Genomic DNA, 20207 nt, shown 5'->3' on the forward strand with positions numbered 1-20207 from the left:
ATAGCCTTGATTTATAGATGCCCCCACCGGTTCCGCTCTCGGCGGGCATCTTCCGGAACCTCCCAAAGCCGCATCGTCGCTCTGGCGTCCGGATTTTGAAAGCCAGACTCTAAGCCATCGCGGACGCCTTGGCTAATGAGAGCTGTTGATATGGGTATAACCAACGCTCATACTAAGCGCTTCTTCAAGGACGATTGCCATGCAAAACACCCTGCCTTCGCTGGCCTCCATCACTTCGCGCCTGCACCTGCGCCAGTTGCGCCTGCTCATCGCGCTGTCGGACCATGGCTCCCTGCTCAAGGCGGCCGAACAGGTCGCCCTCACCCAGCCGGGTGCCAGCAAGGCCTTGCAGGAAATCGAGAGTACCTTGGGCGCACAATTGTTCACCCGCACCAATCGCGGCCTGGAGCCCACCGAGCTGGGCCATTGCGTGATCCGCTATGCACGGCTGATCCAGACCGACCTGACCCACCTGCGTGAAGAAATGTTATCCATCATGCAAGGCCATGGTGGACGGCTGGCCGTGGGCACCATCATGGGCGCGGTGCCGCTGCTGACCGATGCGCTCACGCAATTGCTGGAGGCACACCCTGCCCTGTCGGTGGAGATCGTTGAAGATACCAGCGCCCGCCTGCTGCGCCTGCTGGACCAGGGCCGGCTGGATCTGGCGATCTGCCGCACCAGTATCAGCCAGCGCCCGGACCTCTATGACGCCTTCAACATCCATGACGAAGAGCTGGCCGTGGTGGCCAGCGTGCAGCATCCGCTGGCCGGGGCACAGAGCCTGCAACTGGCCGACCTGGCCGATTCGCGCTGGGTGGTCTATTCGGCCAACATGCCCATGCGGGTGACGCTGGAGCGAGAATTCCACAATGCCGATTTGCGCTTCCCGTTGCACCTGATGGAAACCACCTCGGCCTTCACCACCTTGTCACTGCTGCAGAAGAATCCGCACTTCGTGGCGCTGCTGTCGGTGGATGTGGCGCAGTTCTGTACGCGCTTTGGCATGACGCGCATCCTGCCCCTGACACTGCATACCCGCAGCGAGCCCTACCAGTTGGTGACGCGGCGCGGCACCCTGCTCTCGCCGGTTGCCCGGCTGTTCCTGGAGGGCTTTGCGCGCACGGTGGCGCCGCAAGCCTGATGAAAGGGCAAACAAAAAGCGCTCCCGCAGGAGCGCTTTCTGATGGATTCCGACGCAACGATTACTTGTTCGGCTGCGGCGTAATGCGCAGGTAAGGACGCGGTGCCTTGTAGCCCTTGGGATACTTCTGCTTGATGGTTTCCTCATCCTTGATCGACAGCGGGATGATGACGTCATCGCCATCCTTCCAGTTGCCCGGCGTAGCCACGGTGTAACCATCGGTCAGTTGTAGCGCATCGATGACGCGCAGCACTTCGTCGAAGTTGCGGCCGGTGCTCATCGGGTAAGTGATGATGAGGCGTACCTTCTTCTTCGGATCGATGACGAAGAGCGAACGCACGGTGGCGGTTTCAGACTGGTTGGGGTGGATCATGTCGTAGAGACCCGCGACCTTCTTGTCGACGTCGGCCACGATGGGGAAGCCGACCACGGTCTGCTGAGTTTCCTCGATGTCCTTGATCCACTGGTTATGGGCCTCGGCACCATCCACCGACAGCGCGATGGCCTTGACGTTGCGCTTGTCGAATTCGGGCTTCAGCTTGGCGGTCAGGCCCAGCTCGGTGGTGCAGACCGGCGTGAAGTCGGCCGGGTGCGAGAACAGCACGACCCAGGAGTCACCCGCCCAGTCGTGGAATTTGATCTTGCCGATCGAGGATTCTTGCTCGAAATCCGGTGCGGTATCGCCCAGGCGCAACGTCATGGTGGTCTCCTTGGTGGACAGAATGAAAACAGAAGGCTGACTATAACGCGGGGCCAGCCTCGGGCCAACGACTATAAAGTGCTTTTCAAATTACCTTGGGACATGAGGAAACTACAGGTTTTGCAACGTAGAAATGAACTTGTCGGCATCCTGGTAACCGATCACACGGCGCGACGTCAGTTCCCGTCCATCGGCATCGAAGAACATGATGCCGGGCGGACCGAAGAGATTGAAGCGCTTCAACATGGCGCGGTCATCGGCATTGTTGGCGGTGACGTCGATCTGCAGCAGCAGCATCTGGCCGAAACGTTCCTTCACGCGCGGGTCGGTAAAGGTGAAGCGTTCCATTTCCTTGCAGGACACGCACCAGTCGGCATAGAAATCCAGCATGACCGGGCGGCGCTCGCCGGCAGCGTTTTGCTGTAGCGCTGCATCCAGCTCGGCGCTGGAGCGGATGCGCACGAAATCGGTAGCACCGGCCGCAACGGATTGCCCGCGCAGATGTGACAGCGGCGCCAGCGGATCGCGTCCGCCCGTGACGACACTGACCAGCTGCAGCAAGCCCAGCGTAACCACCGCCAGCCCGAGCCCACGGGACATCCATCCGGCTGGACGGGTCCACAACAGGAAGGCGCCATAGCCGATGCCCAGGGCCGCCCAGCCCGCCACCTGCAGCCAGGCCGGGATGACCGGCGAGACCATCCACAGCGCCGTGCCCAGCATCAACACGCCAAAGAAGCGCTTGACCGCATCCATCCAGGCCCCGGCACGCGGCAGCAGCGCGCCGGCCGAGGCGCCGATCAGCAGCAGCGGCACGCTCATGCCGGCCGCCATGGCAAACAGGGCGCTACCGCCCAGCACGACATTGCCGGTCTGGCTGATGTAGAGCAATGCACCGGCCAGCGGGGCGGCCACGCAGGGGCCGACGATCAGCGCCGAGATCGCGCCCATCAGGAATACGCCCAGCCATTTGCCACTGCCGCCGCCGGAGGCTGTGGATAATTTGGATTGGAGCGCAGCGGGCACCTGCAGCGTGTAGAGATCGAACATCGACAAGGCCAGTCCCGCCATCAACAGCGCGAAGGCGCCCAGCACCCAGGGATTCTGCAGATACGCCGACAAGCCTTCGCCCAGCATCCCGGCGACCACGCCCAGTGCCGTATAGACCAGCGCCATGCCGAGCGAATAATCAACCGAGAGCAGGAAGCTCCGGGCCCGTCCACCACCCGCAGCCGGCGCCTGGCCAACGATGATGGAAGACAGGATGGGCAGCATCGGCAGCACACAAGGCGTAAACGCCAGGCCGATGCCCAGCACGAAGAACAGCGACAGGATGCGCCACAGCTTGCCGCCCTTGAGCACGGCGGCGATGCCGTCGATGTCGCTGCCACCGGCACTCTGGCTCGCACCCTCGGCACCGGCCGGACTCACGCTCTGGCCGATGGCCTGGGGCGACATGGACAGCTTCAAGGTCATCGGTGGATAACACAAGCCCTTGTCGGCGCAGCCTTGGGAAACCGCCAAAACGACAAAATCCTTCACTGCGCCGCTCACCGGAATACGCGCCGTCACCGACTGGTGGTAGGTTTCGACTTCCTTCTGGAAGTTTTCGTCATACTTGCGTTTACCCGCCGGAAACTGGGGCTCTCCCAGCGTGGCACCCTCGGCGCTGAAGTGGAAACGGTCCCGGTACATGTAGTAGCCATCAGCGATGCGATAGCTCAGCTCCAAAGTCTGGGCATCGATCATGCGGCCGCTGAGCTGGAAGGCTTGTTCGGGCGGCAGGTAATCGTCCGCTGCCTTGGCGGCCTTGGCCAGCAGCAGGCCCAGCAGCGCCAGGAGGGCCAGTACGACCAGCAGGGGAAGTCTTGTCAGGCGCTCGCGCCGGTTGATGCGGTTCAACGGTGTTCCTCGTTCGAAGGGGGCGGTGGGTGCTTACACGCGCAGGGGCCGGGCGGTCTCATCCTGCATCCACGCCAGATAAGCGGGCAGGCCGGCCGTGATCGGCAGGGCGATGATCTCGGGCACGTCGTAGGGATGGAGTTGGACAATCGCCTGCTCCAGTTCCTGATAGCGCGCCTGGGTGGTCTTGATCAGCAAGGGGATCTCGGTGTCGCGCTGGACCTTGCCCTGCCAGCGATAGACCGACCTGGCCGGCGCCAGGATGTTGACGCAGGCGGCCAGGCCTTGTTCCACCAGGGCATCGGCAATGCGTTCGGCCAATGCCTGGTCCGGCACATTGGCCAGCACCAGCAGCGGCTGGTTCAACAGGGAAGCGGACATGGATGGGTCTCCTTGCAGAAGCCGTATTCAACCACATCCGGAGGCCAGGCGTGACGGCGCATATCAGCCGCGTGAAAGAAAATGCAGGCGCGCAAAACAAAAAAAGCCAGGCAGAGCCTGGCTTTTTGTCGATGATGCAGCGCCCGGTGAATTATTCAGCGGTCGGAGCGTCAGCAGCGTCGGTGACTTCCGGACGATCGACCAGCTCGACGAAGGCCATCGGTGCGTTGTCGCCTTGGCGGAAGCCCATCTTCAGGATGCGCAGGTAGCCGCCGTTACGGGCTGCGTAGCGCGGGCCCAGTTCGGAGAACAGCTTGCCGACGATTTCGCGGTCGCGCAGGCGGTTGAAGGCCAGGCGCTTGTTGGCCAGGGTGTCGGTCTTGCCCAGGGTCAGGATCGGCTCGACGACGCGACGCAGTTCCTTGGCCTTCGGCAGGGTGGTCTTGATGGCTTCATGACGCAGCAGCGAAACGGTCATGTTGCGCAGCATGGCCAGACGGTGGGACGAAGTACGATTCAGTTTGCGGAGACCGTGACGGTGACGCATGGTAATTTCCTTTCAGGTTACAGTTTTGATCCAGTTCTTCTATCGGCAGGCCAGCTAGGCTGTCCGGACCGCGGACCGGTAAATGACGGATAAGGTTTTTTGCTACGGATACGACGGATACTTCAGGTGCTGCTTCATATCAGCCGGCGGTGCGGCTCGCACCGCAGCCCGCCAGGTGACGTGAATTACTTTTCCAGACCAGCCGGCGGCCAGTTTTCCAGCTTCATGCCCAGGGTCAGGCCACGCGAAGCCAGGACTTCCTTGATTTCGTTCAACGACTTGCGACCCAGGTTCGGGGTCTTCAGCAGCTCGTTTTCGCTGCGCTGGATCAGGTCGCCGATGTAGTAGATGTTCTCGGCCTTCAGGCAGTTTGCCGAACGGACGGTCAGTTCCAGGTCGTCGACCGGACGCAGCAGGATAGGATCGACCTGCGGTGCGCGCGACGGTGCTTCTGCAGTCGCTTCGGTGCCTTCCAGGGCAGCAAACACGTTGAGTTGATCGACCAGCACGCGAGCCGACTGGCGGATCGCTTCTTCCGGAGTGATGACGCCGTTGGTCTCGATGTTCATGACCAGCTTGTCCAGGTCGGTACGCTGTTCCACACGAGCGGACTCGACGGCGTAGGACACGCGGCGCACCGGCGAGAACGACGCATCCAGGATGATGCGGCCGATGGTCTTGTTGGTGTCTTCGGACAGGCGACGCACGTTACCCGGCACGTAGCCACGGCCCTTTTCTACCTTGATCTGCATGTCCAGCTTGCCGCCACCGGTCAGGTTGGCGATGACGTGATCCGGGTTGATCAGTTCGACGTCGTGCGGCAGATCGATATCGGAAGCCAGGACGGCGCCTTCGCCTTCCTTCTTCAGGGTCAGGGTCACTTCGTCACGGTTGTGCAGCTTGAAGACCACGCCCTTCAGGTTCAGCAGGATGTCCACGACGTCTTCCTGCACGCCGTCCAGCGACGAATATTCGTGCACCACACCAGCGATGGTCACTTCGGTGGGAGCGTAACCGCTCATGGTCGACAGCAGCACGCGACGCAGCGCGTTGCCTAGGGTGTGACCGTAACCACGCTCGAACGGCTCCATCACGACCTTTGCGTGACCGGGGGCCAGGGTTTCCACTTCGATGATGCGGGGCTTCAACAAACTGTTTTGCATGAATTGTCCTTTTCAATACCCTCGGCTCGTTACACCGATAAGGCTGATGGCAGTTCGGAAAAATGCCCACCATGAGGTGGGCACAGGGGTACGGCGGTACTACGAATTAACGCGAGTACAGTTCGACGATCAGCGATTCGTTGACGTCGGCAGCGATTTCGCTACGGTCCGGAGCGGACTTGAAGGTGCCTTCCAGCTTCTTCGAATCCACGGAAACCCACTGCGGGAAACCGTTCGATTCGGCCAGCGACAGGGCTTCGGCGATACGCACTTGCTTCTTGGCCTTTTCACGGACGGCAACCACGTCGCCAGCCTTGACGGAGTACGAAGCGATGTTGACGACTTGACCGTTCACGGTCAGGGCCTTGTGGGACACCAGCTGACGCGCTTCAGCGCGGGTCGAGCCGAAGCCCATGCGGTAGACGACGTTGTCCAGACGGGATTCCAGCAGCTTCAGCAGGGTTTCGCCGGTGTTGCCCTTGCGGCGGTCGGCTTCAGCGAAGTAGCGGCGGAACTGGCGCTCGAGGACGCCGTACATGCGCTTGACCTTCTGCTTTTCACGCAGCTGGTTGCCGTAGTCGGAGGTGCGGGCGCCCGAGGTGCGGCCGTGCTGACCCGGCTTGGAGTCCAGCTTGCACTTGGAATCCAGCGAGCGGCGTGCGCTCTTGAGGAACAGGTCGGTGCCTTCGCGGCGGGAGAGTTTTGCTTTCGGTCCGATATAACGTGCCACGGTATTTCCTTTATCAATGACGTCCCATGTTGCCGGACGCTAGTCTGACCTGCATGCGGCCAGACAGTGGTCTTAAGAACAAAACCCGCCAAGGTGATTGGCGGGTGATTTGCCTGCGCTTTTGCCTGAGTGACAGGCGAAAACGCAAGATTATACTACAACTTAGATGCGACGGCGCTTCGGCGGACGGCAGCCGTTGTGCGGGACCGGGGTCACGTCCTGGATCTGGGTGATCTTGATGCCCAGGTTGTTCAGAGCGCGCACTGCGGATTCACGGCCCGGGCCGGGGCCCTTGATACGCACTTCCAGGTTCTTGATGCCGCATTCGATGGCAACCTTGCCGGCGCTTTCAGCGGCGACCTGGGCTGCGAACGGAGTCGACTTGCGCGAACCCTTGAAGCCAGCACCACCCGAAGTTGCCCACGACAGAGCGTTGCCCTGACGGTCGGTGATCGTGATGATGGTGTTGTTGAACGAAGCGTGAACGTGCGCGATGCCTTCAGCAACGTTCTTCTTGACTTTCTTACGAACACGCGATGCTGCTGCGTTGTTGGGGGACTTTGCCATAATTTCTTCCTTGAATCCGACCAGTGCTTGCGCCTGCCGGGATTATTTCTTCAGCGATTGAGCGGCCTTGCGCGGACCCTTGCGAGTACGGGCGTTGGTGCGGGTGCGTTGACCACGGACCGGCAGACCACGACGGTGACGCAGGCCGCGGTAGCAACCCAGGTCCATCAAACGCTTGATGTTCATGGACAACTCACGGCGCAGATCGCCTTCCACGACGAACTTGGCGATTTCGTCACGCAGCTTTTCCAGCTCGTTATCGTCCAGGTCCTTGACCTTCTTGTTGGTCGGAACGCCGGTAGCAGCGCAAATGTCTTGTGCGCGCGGACGGCCAATACCGTAGATGGCGGTCAGGCCGATCACGGTGTGCTGATGGTTGGGGATGTTGACCCCTGCAATACGTGCCATTCGTTATTCCTCGATCAATAACGTTAAGTTAACCCTGGCGCTGCTTATGGCGGGGTTCGGTGCAGATCACACGAACGATGCCATTGCGCTTGATGATTTTGCAGTTGCGGCAGATCCGCTTGACTGATGCGAGCACTTTCATTGTGGCCCTCTTTCTTTCAATGTTTCACTGTTACTTGGTTCGGAACACGATACGTGCCCGGCTCAAATCGTAAGGCGTCAGTTCCACCGTTACCTTATCGCCGGGCAGGATGCGGATGTAATTCATGCGCATCTTGCCGGAAATATGGCCGAGTACAACGTGACCGTTTTCCAACTTAACCCTGAATGTCGCGTTGGGCAGATTTTCAAGAATCTCGCCCTGCATCTGAATAACGTCGTCTTTTGCCATTCCGTGTCTTCTTCCTCTGGAGCATGAGCCCGCTTATCGCGGTGTCATGCCACCCTTGAAATTAGCTTTGCGGAGCAACGATTCATACTGCTGCGACATCACATAGTTCTGCACTTGGGCCATGAAATCCATCGTCACGACCACAATGATCAGCAGCGATGTGCCACCGAAGTAGAACGGCACCTTCCAGCGTGCGATCAGGAACTCTGGCAGCAGGCACACCAAGGTGATGTACACGGCGCCGGCCAGGGTCAGGCGCATCAGGATCTTGTCGATATAACGCGCGGTCTGGTCACCCGGACGGATACCCGGAACAAAAGCACCACTCTTCTTCAGGTTGTCTGCCGTTTCCTTGCTGTTGAACACCAGTGCGGTGTAGAAGAAGCAGAAGAAGACGATAGCTACCGCATACAGCAACGCATGGATCGGTTCGCCTGGTGCCATCGATGCCGCCAGATCCTTCAGGAAACGAATGAAGGGATTCGACGTGTCACCCGAGGTGAACCAGCTGGTGATCGTGGCCGGGAACAGGATGATCGACGATGCAAAGATCGGCGGGATCACACCAGCCATGTTCAGCTTCAGCGGCAAGTGGCTGCTCTGGCCACCGTAGATCTTGTTGCCGACCTGACGCTTCGCATAATTCACCAGGATCTTGCGCTGGCCACGTTCGATGAAGACCACCAGGAACGTCACCAGACCCACGATCGCACAGATCAGGATTGCCGACAGAGCGTTCATCGAACCGGTACGGACCAGCTCGAACAAGCCACCCAGAGCATTCGGCAGACCTGCCGCAATACCGGCGAAGATGATGATCGAGATGCCATTGCCCAGGCCACGTTCAGTGATCTGTTCACCCAGCCACATCAGGAACATCGTACCGGTAATCAGCGTCACCACCGTGGTCAGACGGAAGGCCAGACCCGGATCCAGCACCAGGCCGGCTTGCGATTCCAGCGCCACCGCAATGCCCAGCGCCTGGAAGGTCGCCAGCACCAGGGTGCCGTAACGGGTGTACTGCGTGATCTTGCGACGACCGGCTTCACCCTCTTTCTTCAATGCTTCCAGCTGCGGCGAAACCACCGACAGCAGCTGCATGATGATCGATGCCGAGATATACGGCATGATCCCCAGTGCGAAGATCGTAAAGCGCGACAGGGCACCACCGGAGAACATGTTGAACATGCCCAGAATGCCGCCCTGATTCTGCTTGAACAGCTGCGCCAACTGCGTCGGATCAATACCCGGAACCGGGATATGTGCACCGATGCGATAAACGATCAACGCCCCCAGCAGGAACCACAAACGACCCCAGGGGAATCCTTTTGCGGCGCCTTTTGCTAATTGAGGAGTAGTTGCCAATTAATGCTCCGGGACCGGATCACTCAGCGATGGAACCACCGGCAGCTTCGATAGCGGCCTTGGCACCAGCGGTTGCGATCAGACCCTTGACGGTTACCTTCTTGGTCAGTTCGCCAGCCTTGATGATACGCACGACACGAGCCAGTTCCGACACGAGGCCGGCTTGCTTCAGTGCCAGCACGTCGATCTCGGCGACGGGCAGCTTTTCCAGGTCGGACAGGCGCACTTCAGCCTTGTAGGGCGTAGCCAACGACTTGAAACCGCGCTTGGGCAGACGACGTTGCAGGGGCATCTGGCCGCCTTCAAAGCCGACCTTGTGGAAACCGCCCGAACGCGACTTCTGACCCTTGTGGCCACGGCCGGCCGTCTTGCCCAGGCCAGAACCGATACCACGACCGACGCGACGCTTAGCGTGCTTTGCGCCTTCTGCGGGTTGGATAGTGTTTAATTGCATGATTCGCTCCGTTCGCAAGCCGCGGCTTACGACACAACTTTCACAAGATAGGACACTTTGTTGATCATGCCGCGCACCGACGGGGTGTCTTCCAGTTCGGACACCGAGTTGACGCGACGCAGACCCAGACCGCGCACGGTGGCGCGGTGGTCCTGACGAGTACCGATCAGACCCTTGACCAGCTTGACTTTGATTGTGTTAGCCATCTCGATCACCTTAGCCCAGGATTTCTTCGACCGACTTGCCGCGCTTGGCAGCAATTTCAGCCGGAGTGTTCATCTTCGACAGACCGTCCAGGGTGGCACGGACCATGTTGTAGGGGTTGGTCGAACCGGTCGACTTGGCCACCACGTTGGTCACGCCCATCACCTCGAAGATCGCGCGCATCGGACCACCGGCGATGACGCCAGTACCGTCCTTGGCCGGCGAGATCATCACCGACGAAGCGCCGTGCTTGCCGATGACGGTGTGTTGCACGGTACCGTTCTTCAGGGTCACCTTGATCAGCTTGCGGCGGGCTTCTTCCATCGCCTTCTGCACGGCCACGGGCACTTCCTTGGACTTGCCCTTGCCCATGCCGATGCGGCCATCGCCGTCACCGACCACTGCCAGCGCTGCGAAACCCATGATGCGGCCGCCCTTCACCACCTTGGTGACGCGGTTGACCGCGATCATTTTTTCGCGCATGCCGTCATCAGGCTTGTCGCTTTGCGTTTTCGATTGCATTTTTGCCATGATCGATAATCCTTAGAACTTCAGGCCGGCTTCACGCGCAGCCTCAGCCAGCGCCTTGACGCGACCGTGATAACGGAAACCGGAGCGGTCGAATGCGACTTCAGTCACACCGGCCTTCAGAGCCTTCTCCGCCACGCGCTTGCCGATCAGGGCAGCAGCGGCAGCATTGCCGCCCTTGCCGGACTGACCTGCCAGCTGGGCGCGGACTTCGGCTTCCAGGGTGGAAGCGGAAGCCAGCACGTTGGCGTCGGGGCCGATGACGCTGGCGTAGATGTGCGTGTTGGTACGGTGCACAGCCAGACGATTCACCTTCAGTTCTGCGATCTTGGCGCGAGTCTGAGTCGCACGGCGCAGGCGAGATTGTTTCTTGTCCATCGTCAACCCCTATTACTTCTTCTTGGTTTCTTTGAGCGTCACCACTTCGTCAGCGTAGCGCACACCCTTGCCCTTATAGGGTTCGGGTTCGCGGTACGCGCGAATTTCAGCGGCGACCTGGCCAACCACCTGGCGATCGATACCCTTGATCAGGATTTCGGTCTGGGTCGGGGTCTCAACCTTGATGCCGGCAGGCATCTGGTGAACGATGGGGTGCGAGAAGCCCAGCGACAGGTTCAGCTTGTCGCCTTGTGCTTGAGCACGGAAACCCACGCCAACCAGGTTCAGCTTCTTTTCGAAGCCCTTGGTGACGCCGTTGACCATGTTGTTGACCAGAGCACGCAGGGTGCCCGACATCGCGTTGGCTTCGCGGCTGTCATCAGCCACTTCGAAGCTCAGCGAGCCATTGTTGTTGACCACCTTGACCTTCTTGGTCAGCGGTTGGGTCAAGGAGCCCAGCGGGCCCTTGACGGTGATTTGCTCTGCAGTGATGGTCGCTTCCGCGCCATTCGGCAGTGCAACAGGCATTTTACCTACACGAGACATCTTGCACTCCTTAGGCCACGTAGCAAATCACTTCGCCACCGACACCGGTTGCGCGTGCTTTGCGATCAGTCATCACGCCGCGCGGGGTGGACACGATTGCCACACCCAGGCCGTTCATGACGTTGGGGATATCGTCCTTGCCCTTGTAGATGCGCAGACCCGGACGGGACACGCGCTCCAGGCGCTCGATGACCGGACGGCCAGCGTAATACTTCAAACCGATTTTCAATTCAGCCTTGCCATCAGCGGCAACCACGGCGAAATCTTCGATATAACCCTCGTCCTTGAGGACGTTGGCAATGGCGACCTTCACTTTGGAAGACGGCATGACGACGGTAGTCTTGTTCACGCCTTGCGCATTGCGGATACGGGTCAGCATATCGGCGATAGGATCGCTCATACTCATTGCTTCTTCTCCTATTACCAGCTAGCTTTGGTCAAACCCGGGATTTCGCCGCGCATGGCGATTTCACGGACCTTGATACGGCCCAATCCGAACTTGCGGAAAGTACCACGGGGACGGCCAGTCAGCGCGCAACGGTTGCGCTGGCGGGTCGGAGCGGAGTTACGCGGCAGGGCCTGCAGCTTCAGGCGGGCTTCGTAACGCTCTTCATCCGACTTCGATTGGTCGTCGATAATAGCCTTCAACTCGGCGCGCTTGGCAGCATACTTCTTCACCATTTCTGCGCGCTTCTGTTCACGGTTAATCAGTGCCAGTTTTGCCATGGCATCCTCAGTTTCTGAACGGGAATTTAAATGCGGCGAGAAGCGCCTTCGCTTCGTCGTCGGTCTTTGCAGTCGTGGTGATGCTGATGTTCATGCCACGCAGTGCATCGATCTTGTCGTACTCAATTTCGGGGAAGATGATCTGCTCTTTCACACCGATGTTGTAGTTGCCACGACCATCGAACGCACGACCGGACACGCCACGGAAGTCACGCACGCGCGGCAGGGCCACGGTGATCAGACGATCCAGGAATTCGTACATGCGGGCGCCACGCAGGGTCACCATGCAACCGATCGGGTAGCCTTCGCGGATCTTGAAACCTGCGATAGCCTTGCGAGCCTTGGTCACCACCGGCTTCTGGCCAGCGATCTTGGTCAGATCGCCAACGGCGTGCTCGATGATCTTCTTGTCCGCAACTGCTTCGGACAGACCCATGTTCAGGGTGATCTTCAGGATGCGCGGAACTTCCATCACCGACTTGTACGAATACTTCGTAGTCAGATCGGCGACGACCTTATCTTTATAAAACTGTTGAAGACGTGCCATGATGTTTAAACCTTAACGACTTCGCCGTTGGACTTGTAAGCGCGGACCTTCTTGCCGTCCACTTCCTTGTAAGCCACACGATCTGCCTTGCCGGTCGCAGCGTTGAACAACGCGACGTTCGACACATGAATTGGCATCAGCTTATCGACGATGCCGCCAGTTGCACCCGTCATCGGGTTCGGACGGGTCGCCTTCTTTGCGACGTTCACGCCTTCCACGACGACATAATCGGCGCTGACGCGAGCAGTCACGACACCGCGCTTGCCCTTGTCTTTGCCGGTCAACACGATGACTTCATCGTTTTTACGAATCTTTGCCATGACCACTCCTTACAGAACTTCAGGCGCCAGGGAGACGATCTTCATGAAGCGCTCTGTACGCAGCTCACGAGTCACCGGCCCAAAGATACGGGTGCCGATGGGCTCCAGCTTGGCGTTCAGCAGGACGGCAGCATTACCATCGAACTTGACCAGCGAACCATCCTGACGACGCACGCCCTTGGCGGTACGAACGACGACAGCGTTATAAATTTCACCCTTCTTGACGCGACCACGCGGTGCTGCGCTCTTGACAGTAACCTTGATCACATCGCCAATGCCCGCATAGCGGCGCTTGGAACCACCCAAGACCTTGATGCACAGAACTTCGCGCGCACCAGTGTTGTCGGCCACTTCGAGCCGGCTTTCAGTTTGAATCATGATATTTTCTTTCCCAACTTAATCCGCTTCGCAGGATGCGCTGGCGGTCAGTCTTGGTCCTGTTAGCAAGCGAACTCGCTAGTTAGGGGACGAATAGAGCTACTCTTGAGCCTTTCCCTGCAAACTTTGTTTTGCAAAGAAAGAGCTCGATATTATGGCAGCATAATATCGAGCACGCAAGTACTACATTTACTACTTAGACGATTTGTGCTTCCTGTACCACACGGGTCACGGTCCACGACTTCGTCTTGGAGATCGGACGGCTTTCGGTGATTTCCACCACATCGCCGGCCTTCGCCGAGTTTTGCTCATCATGCGCGTGGTACTTCTTGGTGCGCTTGATGATCTTGCCGTACAGCGGGTGCTTCATTTGACGCTCGATTTCGACAGTGACGGTCTTATCCATCTTGTCCGACACAACTTTGCCAATCAGCGTGCGCTTGAGCGCTTGTTTCACTTGATCGTTCATTGTTGGCCATCCTTCGAGTTGATCACAGTTTTCACACGTGCGATGTCGCGACGTACCTTCTTCAGCTGTGCGGTATTGTTCAGTTGCTGGGTCGCAATTTGCATGCGCAGGCTGAACTGAGCTTTCAACAGCTCGCCCAGTTCCTTTTCCAGTCCTGCCTTGTCCTTACCGCGGAGTTCAGATGCTTTCATGTTCCGCTCCTAATTATTGACCGACTTGGCGAACAACGAAAGTCGTCGACAGCGGCAATTTGGCAGCAGCCAAACGGAACGCCTCGCGCGCCAGGGCTTCGTCCACACCGTCCATCTCGTACAGTACCTTACCCGGCTGGATTTCAGCCACGTAGTACTCCGGATTACCCTTACCGTTACCCATACGCACTTCTGCGGGCTTCTGGGAAATTGGCTTGTCCGGGAAGACGCGGATCCAGATACGACCACCGCGCTTGATGTGACGGGTCATCGCACGACGAGCAGCTTCGATCTGACGGGCAGTGATACGGCCGCGGCCGGTTGCCTTCAGACCAAAATCGCCGAACGAGACGGCGGTTCCGCGGGTGTGCGAAATGCCGGTGTTACGACCTTTTTGTTCTTTACGATATTTTCTACGTGCTGGTTGCAGCATGATTATTCTCCTGCTTTCTCAGCCGACACACCGGCATCGGCAGCTTGAGGACGACCACCGCCACGCTTTGCACCAGCGCCAGGAGCGCCAGTCTTGGAGCGGGGACGTGCACCCGGCTTGCCGTCGTCACGACGGGGACCACGACGCTTCTTGTCGTCTTCCGGTTCGCCGACCAGCACCGGCGCTTCGCCGTTTGCCAGGCGATCGCCCTTGTAGACCCACACCTTCACACCGATGATGCCGTAGGTGGTTTCAGCTTCGCCGAAGCCATAGTCGATATCGGCGCGCAGGGTGTGCAGGGGCACACGGCCTTCGCGGTACCATTCGGTACGTGCGATTTCGATGCCGTTCAGACGGCCCGAGGACATGATCTTGATGCCTTGGGCGCCCAGGCGCATGGCGTTCTGCATCGCACGCTTCATGGCGCGACGGAACATGATGCGCTTTTCCAACTGCTGGCAGATCGAGTCAGCGATCAGCTGAGCATCGGCTTCAGGCTTGCGGATTTCTTCGATGTTGACGTGCACGGGCACGCCCATCAGCTTGGCCAGTGCGGTCTTCAGCACTTCGATGTCTTCGCCCTTCTTGCCGATCACAACGCCCGGACGGGAGCTGTAAATGGTGATGCGGGCGTTCTTGGCCGGACGCTCGATGACCACGCGGCCAACCGAAGCGTTCTTCAGCTTCTTCTTCAGGTAAGCACGGACCTTCAGGTCCTCGTTGAGCATGTCGGCAAAGTTGTTGTTGCCTGCATACCAACGCGAGCCCCAGTTACGCGTAACCGCCAGACGGAAACCGGTTGGATGAATCTTCTGTCCCATCGTGACTCCTTAGTTTCCGACGGTCACGTAAATGTGACACGACTGCTTGGAAATACGATCACCACGGCCCTTTGCACGCGCTGTGAAGCGCTTGAGGACCGCACCCTTTTCCACATAAATGGTCTTGACTTTCAGCTCGTCAATGTCGGCACCATCGTTGTGTTCGGCGTTCGCGATAGCGGACTCCAGAACCTTCTTGATGATGACCGCGCCCTTCTTGGGGCTGAAGGCCAAGATATTCAGTGCCTGATCAACTTTTTTACCGCGGATCAGGTCTGCAACCAGGCGGCCTTTCTGGGCCGAGAGGTGCACACCGCGCAGAGTAGCTTTAGTTTCCATCATAGGACCTTATTTCTTAGCCTTCTTATCGGCGGCGTGACCCTTGAACGTACGGGTCAGCGCGAATTCGCCGAGCTTGTGACCAACCATGTTTTCCGACACATAGACCGGCACGTGTGCCTTGCCATTGTGCACGGCAATCGTCAGGCCGATGAAGTCCGGCATGATGGTCGAACGACGCGACCAGGTCTTGATCGGCTTCTTGTCCTTGGTAGCCTGGGCAGCCTCAACCTTTTTCACCAGGTGGGCGTCGCAGAAAGGACCTTTTTTCAATGAACGTGTCATGTTTTATCCTTTATTTCTTGCCGCGACGCGAGACAATCATCGAAGTCGTACGCTTGTTGCTACGAGTCTTCTTGCCCTTGGTCTGCTGGCCCCACGGGGAAACCGGGTGACGGCCAGCGGCGGTCTTGCCTTCACCACCACCGTGCGGGTGATCCACCGGGTTCATGACAACGCCACGAACGGTCGGACGCACACCACGCCAACGGGTTGCACCGGCCTTACCGATCTTGCGCAGGTTGTGCTCGCCGTTACCGACTTCACCGATGGTGGCGCGGCATTCGATGTGAACGCGACGCACTTCACCGGAGCGCAGACGAACCTGGGCGTAGGTGCCTTCACGTGCCATCAGCACGACAGCGGCGCCAGCGGTACGGGCGATTTGCGCGCCCTTGCCCGGCAGCATTTCCACGCAGTGGATGGTGGTACCGACGGGGATGTTGCGGATCGGCAGGGTGTTGCCCGACTTGATCGGAGCTTCAGAACCGCTGATCAGCTGATCGCCAACCGACACGCCCTTGGGAGCGATGATGTACTTGCGCTCGCCGTCCGCGTAGCACAGCAGTGCGATGTGCGCGGTACGGTTCGGGTCGTATTCGATACGCTCAACCTTGGCAGGGATACCATCCTTGTTGCGACGGAAGTCGACAACACGGTAGTGCTGCTTGTGACCACCGCCGATGTGGCGGGTGGTGATGTGGCCGTTGTTGTTACGGCCGGCGGTCTTGGACTTCTTTTCGACCAGCGATGCCAGCGGACGGCCCTTGTACAGGTCGGGATTGACGACCTTGACCATGCCGCGCCGACCGGGCGAGGTCGGCTTCACTTTTACGAGTGCCATTATTTAGCCTCCTCGGTGAAGTTGATTTCTTGACCCGGCTTCAGGCTGACGAAAGCACGGCGGGTGTGGTTGCGGCGGCCCATACCGTTGCGCGAGCGCTTCTGCTTGCCCTGACGGTTGGCGACTTGCACCGATTCCACTTCCACCTTGAACAGCAGTTCGACGGCGGCCTTGACTTCCAGCTTGGTGGCGTCCTTGGCGACCAGGAAGACGACTTGCTCGTTCTTCTCGGCGACAAAGGTTGCCTTTTCGGAGATCACCGGTGCCAGCAGCACCTTCATCAGGCGCTCTTCGCTATGTTTCACGATTGCGTTCATGCCAGCAACTCCTCAATCTTTGCCAGAGCCGGCTTGGTGATCAAGACATTCTTGAAGTACACCAGCGACACGGGATCAGCTTGACGCGGCTCGACCACCAGCACGCCCGGCAGGTTGCGCGAGGCCAGCAGCAGCTTTTCGTCCAGGCTGTCGGTAATAACCAGCACCGATTCCATGCCCATACCCTTCAACTTCTGGGCCAGCAGCTTGGTCTTCGGGGCTTCGACGGCGAACTCTTCGACGACCGACAGGCGGCCTTCACGAGCCAACTGGGACAGGATCGAGCAGACACCTGCGCGATACATCTTCTTGTTGACCTTGTGGGTGAAGTTTTCGTCAGGCGAGTTCGGGAAGATACGGCCACCACCGCGCCACAGAGGCGACGAGGACATACCGGCACGTGCACGGCCAGTACCCTTTTGACGCCACGGCTTCTTGGTGGTGTGGCTGACTTCTTCACGATCTTTTTGCTTGCGGTTGCCGCTACGAGCGTTGGCTTGGTAGGCAACCACGACCTGGTGGATCAGGGCTTCGTTGTAGTCGCGGCCGAAAATGGTATCCGGTGCGGCGACGTTCGAAGCAGCTTGACCTTGGTCATTCAGGAGCTTCAGTTCCATTGATTAAGCCCCCTTCTTCGCTTTGACTTTGACTGCCGGCGAAACGATCACTTGACCGTTCTTGGCGCCAGGAACGGCACCCTTGACCAGCAGCAACTGACGCTCTGCGTCCACACGGGCGATTTCCAGGTTCTGGACGGTGGTCTTGACATCACCCAGATGACCGGTCATGCGCTTGCCGGGGAACACGCGGCCCGGATCCTGCGCCATACCGATGGAGCCAGGAACGTTGTGCGAGCGGGAGTTACCGTGGGTCGCGCGACCCGACGAGAAGTTGTAACGCTTGATGGTACCGGCGTAGCCCTTACCGATCGACACGCCTTGCACGTCGACTTTCTGGCCAGCTTCAAACATGCCGATGCCAACGACGTCGCCTGCCTTCAGTTCGGCAGCCTTGGAAGCGTCAACACGGAATTCTTTGAGGACAGTACCTGCCTCGACGCCAGCTTTGGCGAAGTGGCCGGCGGCGGCTTTCACCACGCGCGAAGCGCGGCGTTGACCGAAGGTCACCTGAACAGCGGAATAACCATCCACTTCAGGCGTTTTGATTTGTGTCACGCGGTTGTTGGACACGTCCAGCACGGTCACAGGGATCGAATCCCCATCTTCCGTGAAGATGCGCATCATACCAACCTTGCGACCAACAAGGCCCAGGCTCATTGTTTTCTCCATTCCCGCCTGCGATTGGGCGGGGCTGATGTTCGTACTACCATAAATTATGGGCCTTGCAAACGCAAAACCCACATCGAAGCCGAGCATTATAGCCCGTAAAACAAAAGCGCACAACCGAGGTTGTGCGCTTTTCCAACACTATGCCAGCTGATTACTGCAGCTTGATTTCAACATCAACGCCAGCGGGCAGGTCCAGCTTCATCAATGCGTCAACCGTCTTGTCGGTCGGATCGACGATATCCATCAGGCGCTGATGGGTACGGATTTCGAACTGATCGCGGGAAGTCTTGTTGACGTGCGGCGAACGCAGGACGTCGAAGCGCTGGATGCGGGTCGGCAGGGGAACCGGGCCCTTGACGACAGCGCCGGTACGCTTGGCGGTGTCAACGATTTCCAGTGCGGACTGGTCGATCAGACGATAGTCGAAAGCTTTCAGACGGATACGGATTTTTTGGCTAGGAACCGACATGATTTTCCTTTAAAGAACGAACCGGGGATGGGGATCATCCCCGGCGATGTTAAAAATGCGACTGGTGTTACTTGGGTACTGCTACTGCTGACTCGACGATCAGTCGAAGATCTTGGCAACCACGCCGGCGCCGACGGTACGGCCGCCTTCACGGATAGCGAAGCGCAGACCTTCTTCCATGGCGATCGGGTTGATCAGTTGCACGGTGATCGACACGTTGTCGCCCGGCATGACCATTTCCTTGTCCTTCGGCAGTTCGATCGCACCGGTCACGTCGGTGGTACGGAAGTAGAACTGCGGACGGTAGTTATTGAAGAACGGGGTGTGACGACCGCCTTCATCCTTCGACAGAACATAGATCTCGCCGGTGAAGTGCTTGTGCGGCTTGATCGAACCCGGCTTGGCCAGAACCTGGCCGCGCTGCACGTCTTCACGCTTGGTGCCGCGCAGCAGCACGCCAACGTTGTCGCCAGCCTGACCTTGGTCCAGCAGCTTGCGGAACATTTCCACGCCGGTGCAGGTGGTCTTCTGGGTGTCAGCGATACCGACGATTTCGATTTCTTCGCCGACCTTGATGATGCCGCGCTCAACGCGACCGGTCACCACGGTGCCACGGCCGGAGATCGAGAACACGTCTTCCACCGGCATCAGGAAGGTACCGTCAACGGCACGTTCCGGGGTCGGGATGTAGGTGTCCAGCGCTTCTGCCAGAGCCATGATGGCTTGTTCGCCCAGGGGACCGGTGTCGCCTTCCAGCGCCAGCTTGGCCGAACCCTTCACGATGGGCAGGTCGTCGCCGGGGAACTCGTACTTCGACAGCAGTTCGCGGACTTCCATTTCCACCAGTTCCAGCAGTTCAGCGTCGTCCACCATGTCAGCCTTGTTCAGGAAGACGATGATGTAAGGAACGCCAACCTGGCGGGACAGCAGGATGTGTTCGCGGGTCTGGGGCATCGGGCCGTCAGCGGCCGAGCACACCAGGATCGCGCCGTCCATCTGGGCTGCGCCGGTGATCATGTTCTTCACATAGTCGGCGTGGCCTGGGCAGTCAACGTGCGCGTAGTGACGGTTCGCGGTTTCGTATTCGACGTGCGCGGTGTTGATGGTGATGCCGCGGGCCTTTTCTTCAGGCGCTGCGTCGATCTGGTCGTAGGCCTTCGCTTCGCCGCCGAACTTCTTCGACAGAACGGTTGCGATTGCAGCGGTCAGGGTGGTCTTGCCGTGGTCAACGTGACCGATGGTGCCGACGTTCACGTGCGGCTTGGTCCGTTCAAACTTGCCTTTTGCCATTTTAAATTTCCTTCAAAAGAACGATATGTTCGATGTTCAATATTCAATGATTGGCTGGTGATCCAGCCGGCGATCCGCCCCACACGA

34 protein-coding genes are annotated in these 20207 nt (G+C 58.9%); 1 reads left to right on the forward strand and 33 read right to left on the reverse strand.

Annotated features, from left to right (window positions below):
• Positions 1-199 precede the first annotated feature (199 nt).
• Complete coding sequence (locus tag ACVC5H_RS24845; RefSeq protein ID WP_489620363.1) at positions 200-1144, forward strand: LysR substrate-binding domain-containing protein; 945 nt, start codon at positions 200-202, stop codon at positions 1142-1144.
• Positions 1145-1205: 61 nt separating this feature from the next.
• On the opposite strand, the gene ACVC5H_RS24850 is transcribed toward ACVC5H_RS24845, so the two are convergent.
• The 33 genes from ACVC5H_RS24850 to tuf all read right to left on the reverse strand — a co-directional run bounded on the left by ACVC5H_RS24850 (position 1206) and on the right by tuf (position 20120).
• Complete coding sequence (locus tag ACVC5H_RS24850) at positions 1206-1844, reverse strand: peroxiredoxin (RefSeq protein ID WP_075256122.1); 639 nt, start codon at positions 1842-1844, stop codon at positions 1206-1208.
• A gap of 111 nt (positions 1845-1955) precedes the next feature.
• Positions 1956-3746 (reverse strand): protein-disulfide reductase DsbD, encoded by a 1791-nt coding sequence (dsbD, locus tag ACVC5H_RS24855; RefSeq protein WP_489620364.1) that lies wholly within the window; start codon positions 3744-3746, stop codon positions 1956-1958.
• Between the two features lie 33 nt (positions 3747-3779).
• Positions 3780-4127: a divalent-cation tolerance protein CutA gene (gene cutA / locus ACVC5H_RS24860; RefSeq protein ID WP_489620365.1), complete on the reverse strand. Its 348-nt coding sequence runs from the start codon at positions 4125-4127 to the stop codon at positions 3780-3782.
• Between the two features lie 151 nt (positions 4128-4278).
• The gene (gene rplQ, locus ACVC5H_RS24865; RefSeq protein WP_008334167.1) at positions 4279-4674 is read right to left on the reverse strand and encodes a 50S ribosomal protein L17; all 396 of its coding nucleotides are present in this window, start codon (positions 4672-4674) and stop codon (positions 4279-4281) included.
• A 185-nt stretch (positions 4675-4859) separates the two neighbouring features.
• Positions 4860-5837, reverse strand: a complete 978-nt coding sequence (locus ACVC5H_RS24870) for a DNA-directed RNA polymerase subunit alpha (RefSeq protein ID WP_006464909.1) — start codon at positions 5835-5837, stop codon at positions 4860-4862.
• A gap of 106 nt (positions 5838-5943) precedes the next feature.
• A complete protein-coding gene (gene rpsD / locus ACVC5H_RS24875; RefSeq protein WP_017453027.1) occupies positions 5944-6567 on the reverse strand; it encodes a 30S ribosomal protein S4 in 624 nt (207 codons plus the stop codon).
• A gap of 162 nt (positions 6568-6729) precedes the next feature.
• A complete protein-coding gene (gene rpsK / locus ACVC5H_RS24880) occupies positions 6730-7134 on the reverse strand; it encodes a 30S ribosomal protein S11 (protein ID WP_006464911.1) in 405 nt (134 codons plus the stop codon).
• 42 nt (positions 7135-7176) lie between these two features.
• The gene (gene rpsM / locus ACVC5H_RS24885) at positions 7177-7542 is read right to left on the reverse strand and encodes a 30S ribosomal protein S13 (protein WP_006464912.1); all 366 of its coding nucleotides are present in this window, start codon (positions 7540-7542) and stop codon (positions 7177-7179) included.
• Between the two features lie 28 nt (positions 7543-7570).
• The gene (gene rpmJ / locus ACVC5H_RS24890) at positions 7571-7684 is read right to left on the reverse strand and encodes a 50S ribosomal protein L36 (RefSeq protein ID WP_013232189.1); all 114 of its coding nucleotides are present in this window, start codon (positions 7682-7684) and stop codon (positions 7571-7573) included.
• Between the two features lie 30 nt (positions 7685-7714).
• Complete coding sequence (gene infA / locus ACVC5H_RS24895; protein ID WP_005663428.1) at positions 7715-7933, reverse strand: translation initiation factor IF-1; 219 nt, start codon at positions 7931-7933, stop codon at positions 7715-7717.
• A 33-nt stretch (positions 7934-7966) separates the two neighbouring features.
• The gene (gene secY, locus ACVC5H_RS24900; protein ID WP_017453026.1) at positions 7967-9298 is read right to left on the reverse strand and encodes a preprotein translocase subunit SecY; all 1332 of its coding nucleotides are present in this window, start codon (positions 9296-9298) and stop codon (positions 7967-7969) included.
• Between the two features lie 19 nt (positions 9299-9317).
• Entirely contained in the window at positions 9318-9752 is a 435-nt protein-coding gene (gene rplO / locus ACVC5H_RS24905; protein ID WP_006464915.1) for a 50S ribosomal protein L15, read from the reverse strand.
• Positions 9753-9778: 26 nt separating this feature from the next.
• Positions 9779-9958 carry a 50S ribosomal protein L30 gene (gene rpmD / locus ACVC5H_RS24910; protein WP_006464916.1) on the reverse strand — a complete coding sequence of 60 codons (180 nt, stop codon included), beginning with the start codon at positions 9956-9958 and terminating at the stop codon, positions 9779-9781.
• A gap of 10 nt (positions 9959-9968) precedes the next feature.
• Complete coding sequence (rpsE, locus tag ACVC5H_RS24915; RefSeq protein ID WP_006464917.1) at positions 9969-10487, reverse strand: 30S ribosomal protein S5; 519 nt, start codon at positions 10485-10487, stop codon at positions 9969-9971.
• A gap of 12 nt (positions 10488-10499) precedes the next feature.
• Positions 10500-10862: a 50S ribosomal protein L18 gene (gene rplR, locus ACVC5H_RS24920; RefSeq protein ID WP_050469965.1), complete on the reverse strand. Its 363-nt coding sequence runs from the start codon at positions 10860-10862 to the stop codon at positions 10500-10502.
• Between the two features lie 12 nt (positions 10863-10874).
• On the reverse strand, positions 10875-11408 hold the full coding sequence (gene rplF / locus ACVC5H_RS24925; RefSeq protein ID WP_008334141.1) for a 50S ribosomal protein L6: 534 nt from the start codon (positions 11406-11408) through the stop codon (positions 10875-10877).
• A 10-nt stretch (positions 11409-11418) separates the two neighbouring features.
• On the reverse strand, positions 11419-11814 hold the full coding sequence (gene rpsH / locus ACVC5H_RS24930; protein WP_006464920.1) for a 30S ribosomal protein S8: 396 nt from the start codon (positions 11812-11814) through the stop codon (positions 11419-11421).
• Between the two features lie 14 nt (positions 11815-11828).
• The gene (rpsN, locus tag ACVC5H_RS24935) at positions 11829-12134 is read right to left on the reverse strand and encodes a 30S ribosomal protein S14 (RefSeq protein WP_006464921.1); all 306 of its coding nucleotides are present in this window, start codon (positions 12132-12134) and stop codon (positions 11829-11831) included.
• 7 nt (positions 12135-12141) lie between these two features.
• The gene (gene rplE / locus ACVC5H_RS24940; RefSeq protein WP_006464922.1) at positions 12142-12681 is read right to left on the reverse strand and encodes a 50S ribosomal protein L5; all 540 of its coding nucleotides are present in this window, start codon (positions 12679-12681) and stop codon (positions 12142-12144) included.
• Positions 12682-12686: 5 nt separating this feature from the next.
• Positions 12687-13001, reverse strand: coding sequence for a 50S ribosomal protein L24 (gene rplX, locus ACVC5H_RS24945; protein WP_006464923.1), 315 nt, complete (start codon positions 12999-13001; stop codon positions 12687-12689).
• 9 nt (positions 13002-13010) lie between these two features.
• On the reverse strand, positions 13011-13379 hold the full coding sequence (rplN, locus tag ACVC5H_RS24950) for a 50S ribosomal protein L14 (RefSeq protein ID WP_006464924.1): 369 nt from the start codon (positions 13377-13379) through the stop codon (positions 13011-13013).
• A 196-nt stretch (positions 13380-13575) separates the two neighbouring features.
• Positions 13576-13848 carry a 30S ribosomal protein S17 gene (gene rpsQ, locus ACVC5H_RS24955; RefSeq protein ID WP_006464925.1) on the reverse strand — a complete coding sequence of 91 codons (273 nt, stop codon included), beginning with the start codon at positions 13846-13848 and terminating at the stop codon, positions 13576-13578.
• Positions 13845-14039 (reverse strand): 50S ribosomal protein L29, encoded by a 195-nt coding sequence (gene rpmC / locus ACVC5H_RS24960; protein ID WP_006464926.1) that lies wholly within the window; start codon positions 14037-14039, stop codon positions 13845-13847. The genes rpsQ and rpmC overlap by 4 nt, the downstream gene beginning before the upstream one ends.
• A gap of 13 nt (positions 14040-14052) precedes the next feature.
• Entirely contained in the window at positions 14053-14472 is a 420-nt protein-coding gene (gene rplP / locus ACVC5H_RS24965) for a 50S ribosomal protein L16 (RefSeq protein ID WP_008334136.1), read from the reverse strand.
• A 2-nt stretch (positions 14473-14474) separates the two neighbouring features.
• The gene (rpsC, locus tag ACVC5H_RS24970) at positions 14475-15293 is read right to left on the reverse strand and encodes a 30S ribosomal protein S3 (protein WP_058893869.1); all 819 of its coding nucleotides are present in this window, start codon (positions 15291-15293) and stop codon (positions 14475-14477) included.
• 9 nt (positions 15294-15302) lie between these two features.
• Complete coding sequence (gene rplV / locus ACVC5H_RS24975; protein WP_008334132.1) at positions 15303-15635, reverse strand: 50S ribosomal protein L22; 333 nt, start codon at positions 15633-15635, stop codon at positions 15303-15305.
• A gap of 6 nt (positions 15636-15641) precedes the next feature.
• Positions 15642-15917: a 30S ribosomal protein S19 gene (gene rpsS, locus ACVC5H_RS24980; protein WP_006464930.1), complete on the reverse strand. Its 276-nt coding sequence runs from the start codon at positions 15915-15917 to the stop codon at positions 15642-15644.
• Positions 15918-15927: 10 nt separating this feature from the next.
• Positions 15928-16755, reverse strand: coding sequence for a 50S ribosomal protein L2 (rplB, locus tag ACVC5H_RS24985; protein ID WP_006464931.1), 828 nt, complete (start codon positions 16753-16755; stop codon positions 15928-15930).
• Positions 16755-17072 carry a 50S ribosomal protein L23 gene (gene rplW / locus ACVC5H_RS24990; RefSeq protein WP_006464932.1) on the reverse strand — a complete coding sequence of 106 codons (318 nt, stop codon included), beginning with the start codon at positions 17070-17072 and terminating at the stop codon, positions 16755-16757. The genes rplB and rplW overlap by 1 nt, the downstream gene beginning before the upstream one ends.
• Complete coding sequence (gene rplD, locus ACVC5H_RS24995) at positions 17069-17689, reverse strand: 50S ribosomal protein L4 (RefSeq protein ID WP_006464933.1); 621 nt, start codon at positions 17687-17689, stop codon at positions 17069-17071. The genes rplW and rplD overlap by 4 nt, the downstream gene beginning before the upstream one ends.
• A gap of 3 nt (positions 17690-17692) precedes the next feature.
• Complete coding sequence (rplC, locus tag ACVC5H_RS25000) at positions 17693-18361, reverse strand: 50S ribosomal protein L3 (RefSeq protein WP_013232185.1); 669 nt, start codon at positions 18359-18361, stop codon at positions 17693-17695.
• Between the two features lie 151 nt (positions 18362-18512).
• The gene (rpsJ, locus tag ACVC5H_RS25005; protein WP_006464935.1) at positions 18513-18830 is read right to left on the reverse strand and encodes a 30S ribosomal protein S10; all 318 of its coding nucleotides are present in this window, start codon (positions 18828-18830) and stop codon (positions 18513-18515) included.
• Between the two features lie 99 nt (positions 18831-18929).
• A complete protein-coding gene (gene tuf, locus ACVC5H_RS25010; RefSeq protein WP_008334097.1) occupies positions 18930-20120 on the reverse strand; it encodes an elongation factor Tu in 1191 nt (396 codons plus the stop codon).
• Positions 20121-20207: the final 87 nt, after the last annotated feature.

The organism is Herbaspirillum sp. Her3 (assembly GCF_057961275.1).

Bases quoted from the DNA above. Each gene is read 5' to 3' on its own strand.
- ACVC5H_RS24845 (WP_489620363.1), top strand. From the start codon at position 200: ATGCAAAACACCCTGCCTTCGCTGGCCTCCATCACTTCGCGCCTGCAC.
- ACVC5H_RS24850 (WP_075256122.1), bottom strand. From the start codon at position 1,844: ATGACGTTGCGCCTGGGCGATACCGCACCGGATTTCGAGCAAGAATCC.
- cutA (WP_489620365.1), bottom strand. From the start codon at position 4,127: ATGTCCGCTTCCCTGTTGAACCAGCCGCTGCTGGTGCTGGCCAATGTG.
- rplQ (WP_008334167.1), bottom strand. From the start codon at position 4,674: ATGCGTCACCGTCACGGTCTCCGCAAACTGAATCGTACTTCGTCCCAC.
- ACVC5H_RS24870 (WP_006464909.1), bottom strand. From the start codon at position 5,837: ATGCAAAACAGTTTGTTGAAGCCCCGCATCATCGAAGTGGAAACCCTG.
- rpsK (WP_006464911.1), bottom strand. From the start codon at position 7,134: ATGGCAAAGTCCCCCAACAACGCAGCAGCATCGCGTGTTCGTAAGAAA.
- rpsM (WP_006464912.1), bottom strand. From the start codon at position 7,542: ATGGCACGTATTGCAGGGGTCAACATCCCCAACCATCAGCACACCGTG.
- rpmJ (WP_013232189.1), bottom strand. From the start codon at position 7,684: ATGAAAGTGCTCGCATCAGTCAAGCGGATCTGCCGCAACTGCAAAATC.
- infA (WP_005663428.1), bottom strand. From the start codon at position 7,933: ATGGCAAAAGACGACGTTATTCAGATGCAGGGCGAGATTCTTGAAAAT.
- rplO (WP_006464915.1), bottom strand. From the start codon at position 9,752: ATGCAATTAAACACTATCCAACCCGCAGAAGGCGCAAAGCACGCTAAG.
- rpmD (WP_006464916.1), bottom strand. From the start codon at position 9,958: ATGGCTAACACAATCAAAGTCAAGCTGGTCAAGGGTCTGATCGGTACT.
- rpsE (WP_006464917.1), bottom strand. From the start codon at position 10,487: ATGGCAAAAATGCAATCGAAAACGCAAAGCGACAAGCCTGATGACGGC.
- rplR (WP_050469965.1), bottom strand. From the start codon at position 10,862: ATGGACAAGAAACAATCTCGCCTGCGCCGTGCGACTCAGACTCGCGCC.
- rplF (WP_008334141.1), bottom strand. From the start codon at position 11,408: ATGTCTCGTGTAGGTAAAATGCCTGTTGCACTGCCGAATGGCGCGGAA.
- rpsH (WP_006464920.1), bottom strand. From the start codon at position 11,814: ATGAGTATGAGCGATCCTATCGCCGATATGCTGACCCGTATCCGCAAT.
- rpsN (WP_006464921.1), bottom strand. From the start codon at position 12,134: ATGGCAAAACTGGCACTGATTAACCGTGAACAGAAGCGCGCAGAAATG.
- rplE (WP_006464922.1), bottom strand. From the start codon at position 12,681: ATGGCACGTCTTCAACAGTTTTATAAAGATAAGGTCGTCGCCGATCTG.
- rplX (WP_006464923.1), bottom strand. From the start codon at position 13,001: ATGGCAAAGATTCGTAAAAACGATGAAGTCATCGTGTTGACCGGCAAA.
- rplN (WP_006464924.1), bottom strand. From the start codon at position 13,379: ATGATTCAAACTGAAAGCCGGCTCGAAGTGGCCGACAACACTGGTGCG.
- rpsQ (WP_006464925.1), bottom strand. From the start codon at position 13,848: ATGAACGATCAAGTGAAACAAGCGCTCAAGCGCACGCTGATTGGCAAA.
- rpmC (WP_006464926.1), bottom strand. From the start codon at position 14,039: ATGAAAGCATCTGAACTCCGCGGTAAGGACAAGGCAGGACTGGAAAAG.
- rplP (WP_008334136.1), bottom strand. From the start codon at position 14,472: ATGCTGCAACCAGCACGTAGAAAATATCGTAAAGAACAAAAAGGTCGT.
- rpsC (WP_058893869.1), bottom strand. From the start codon at position 15,293: ATGGGACAGAAGATTCATCCAACCGGTTTCCGTCTGGCGGTTACGCGT.
- rplV (WP_008334132.1), bottom strand. From the start codon at position 15,635: ATGATGGAAACTAAAGCTACTCTGCGCGGTGTGCACCTCTCGGCCCAG.
- rpsS (WP_006464930.1), bottom strand. From the start codon at position 15,917: ATGACACGTTCATTGAAAAAAGGTCCTTTCTGCGACGCCCACCTGGTG.
- rplB (WP_006464931.1), bottom strand. From the start codon at position 16,755: ATGGCACTCGTAAAAGTGAAGCCGACCTCGCCCGGTCGGCGCGGCATG.
- rplW (WP_006464932.1), bottom strand. From the start codon at position 17,072: ATGAACGCAATCGTGAAACATAGCGAAGAGCGCCTGATGAAGGTGCTG.
- rplD (WP_006464933.1), bottom strand. From the start codon at position 17,689: ATGGAACTGAAGCTCCTGAATGACCAAGGTCAAGCTGCTTCGAACGTC.
- rplC (WP_013232185.1), bottom strand. From the start codon at position 18,361: ATGGAGAAAACAATGAGCCTGGGCCTTGTTGGTCGCAAGGTTGGTATG.
- rpsJ (WP_006464935.1), bottom strand. From the start codon at position 18,830: ATGTCGGTTCCTAGCCAAAAAATCCGTATCCGTCTGAAAGCTTTCGAC.
- tuf (WP_008334097.1), bottom strand. From the start codon at position 20,120: ATGGCAAAAGGCAAGTTTGAACGGACCAAGCCGCACGTGAACGTCGGC.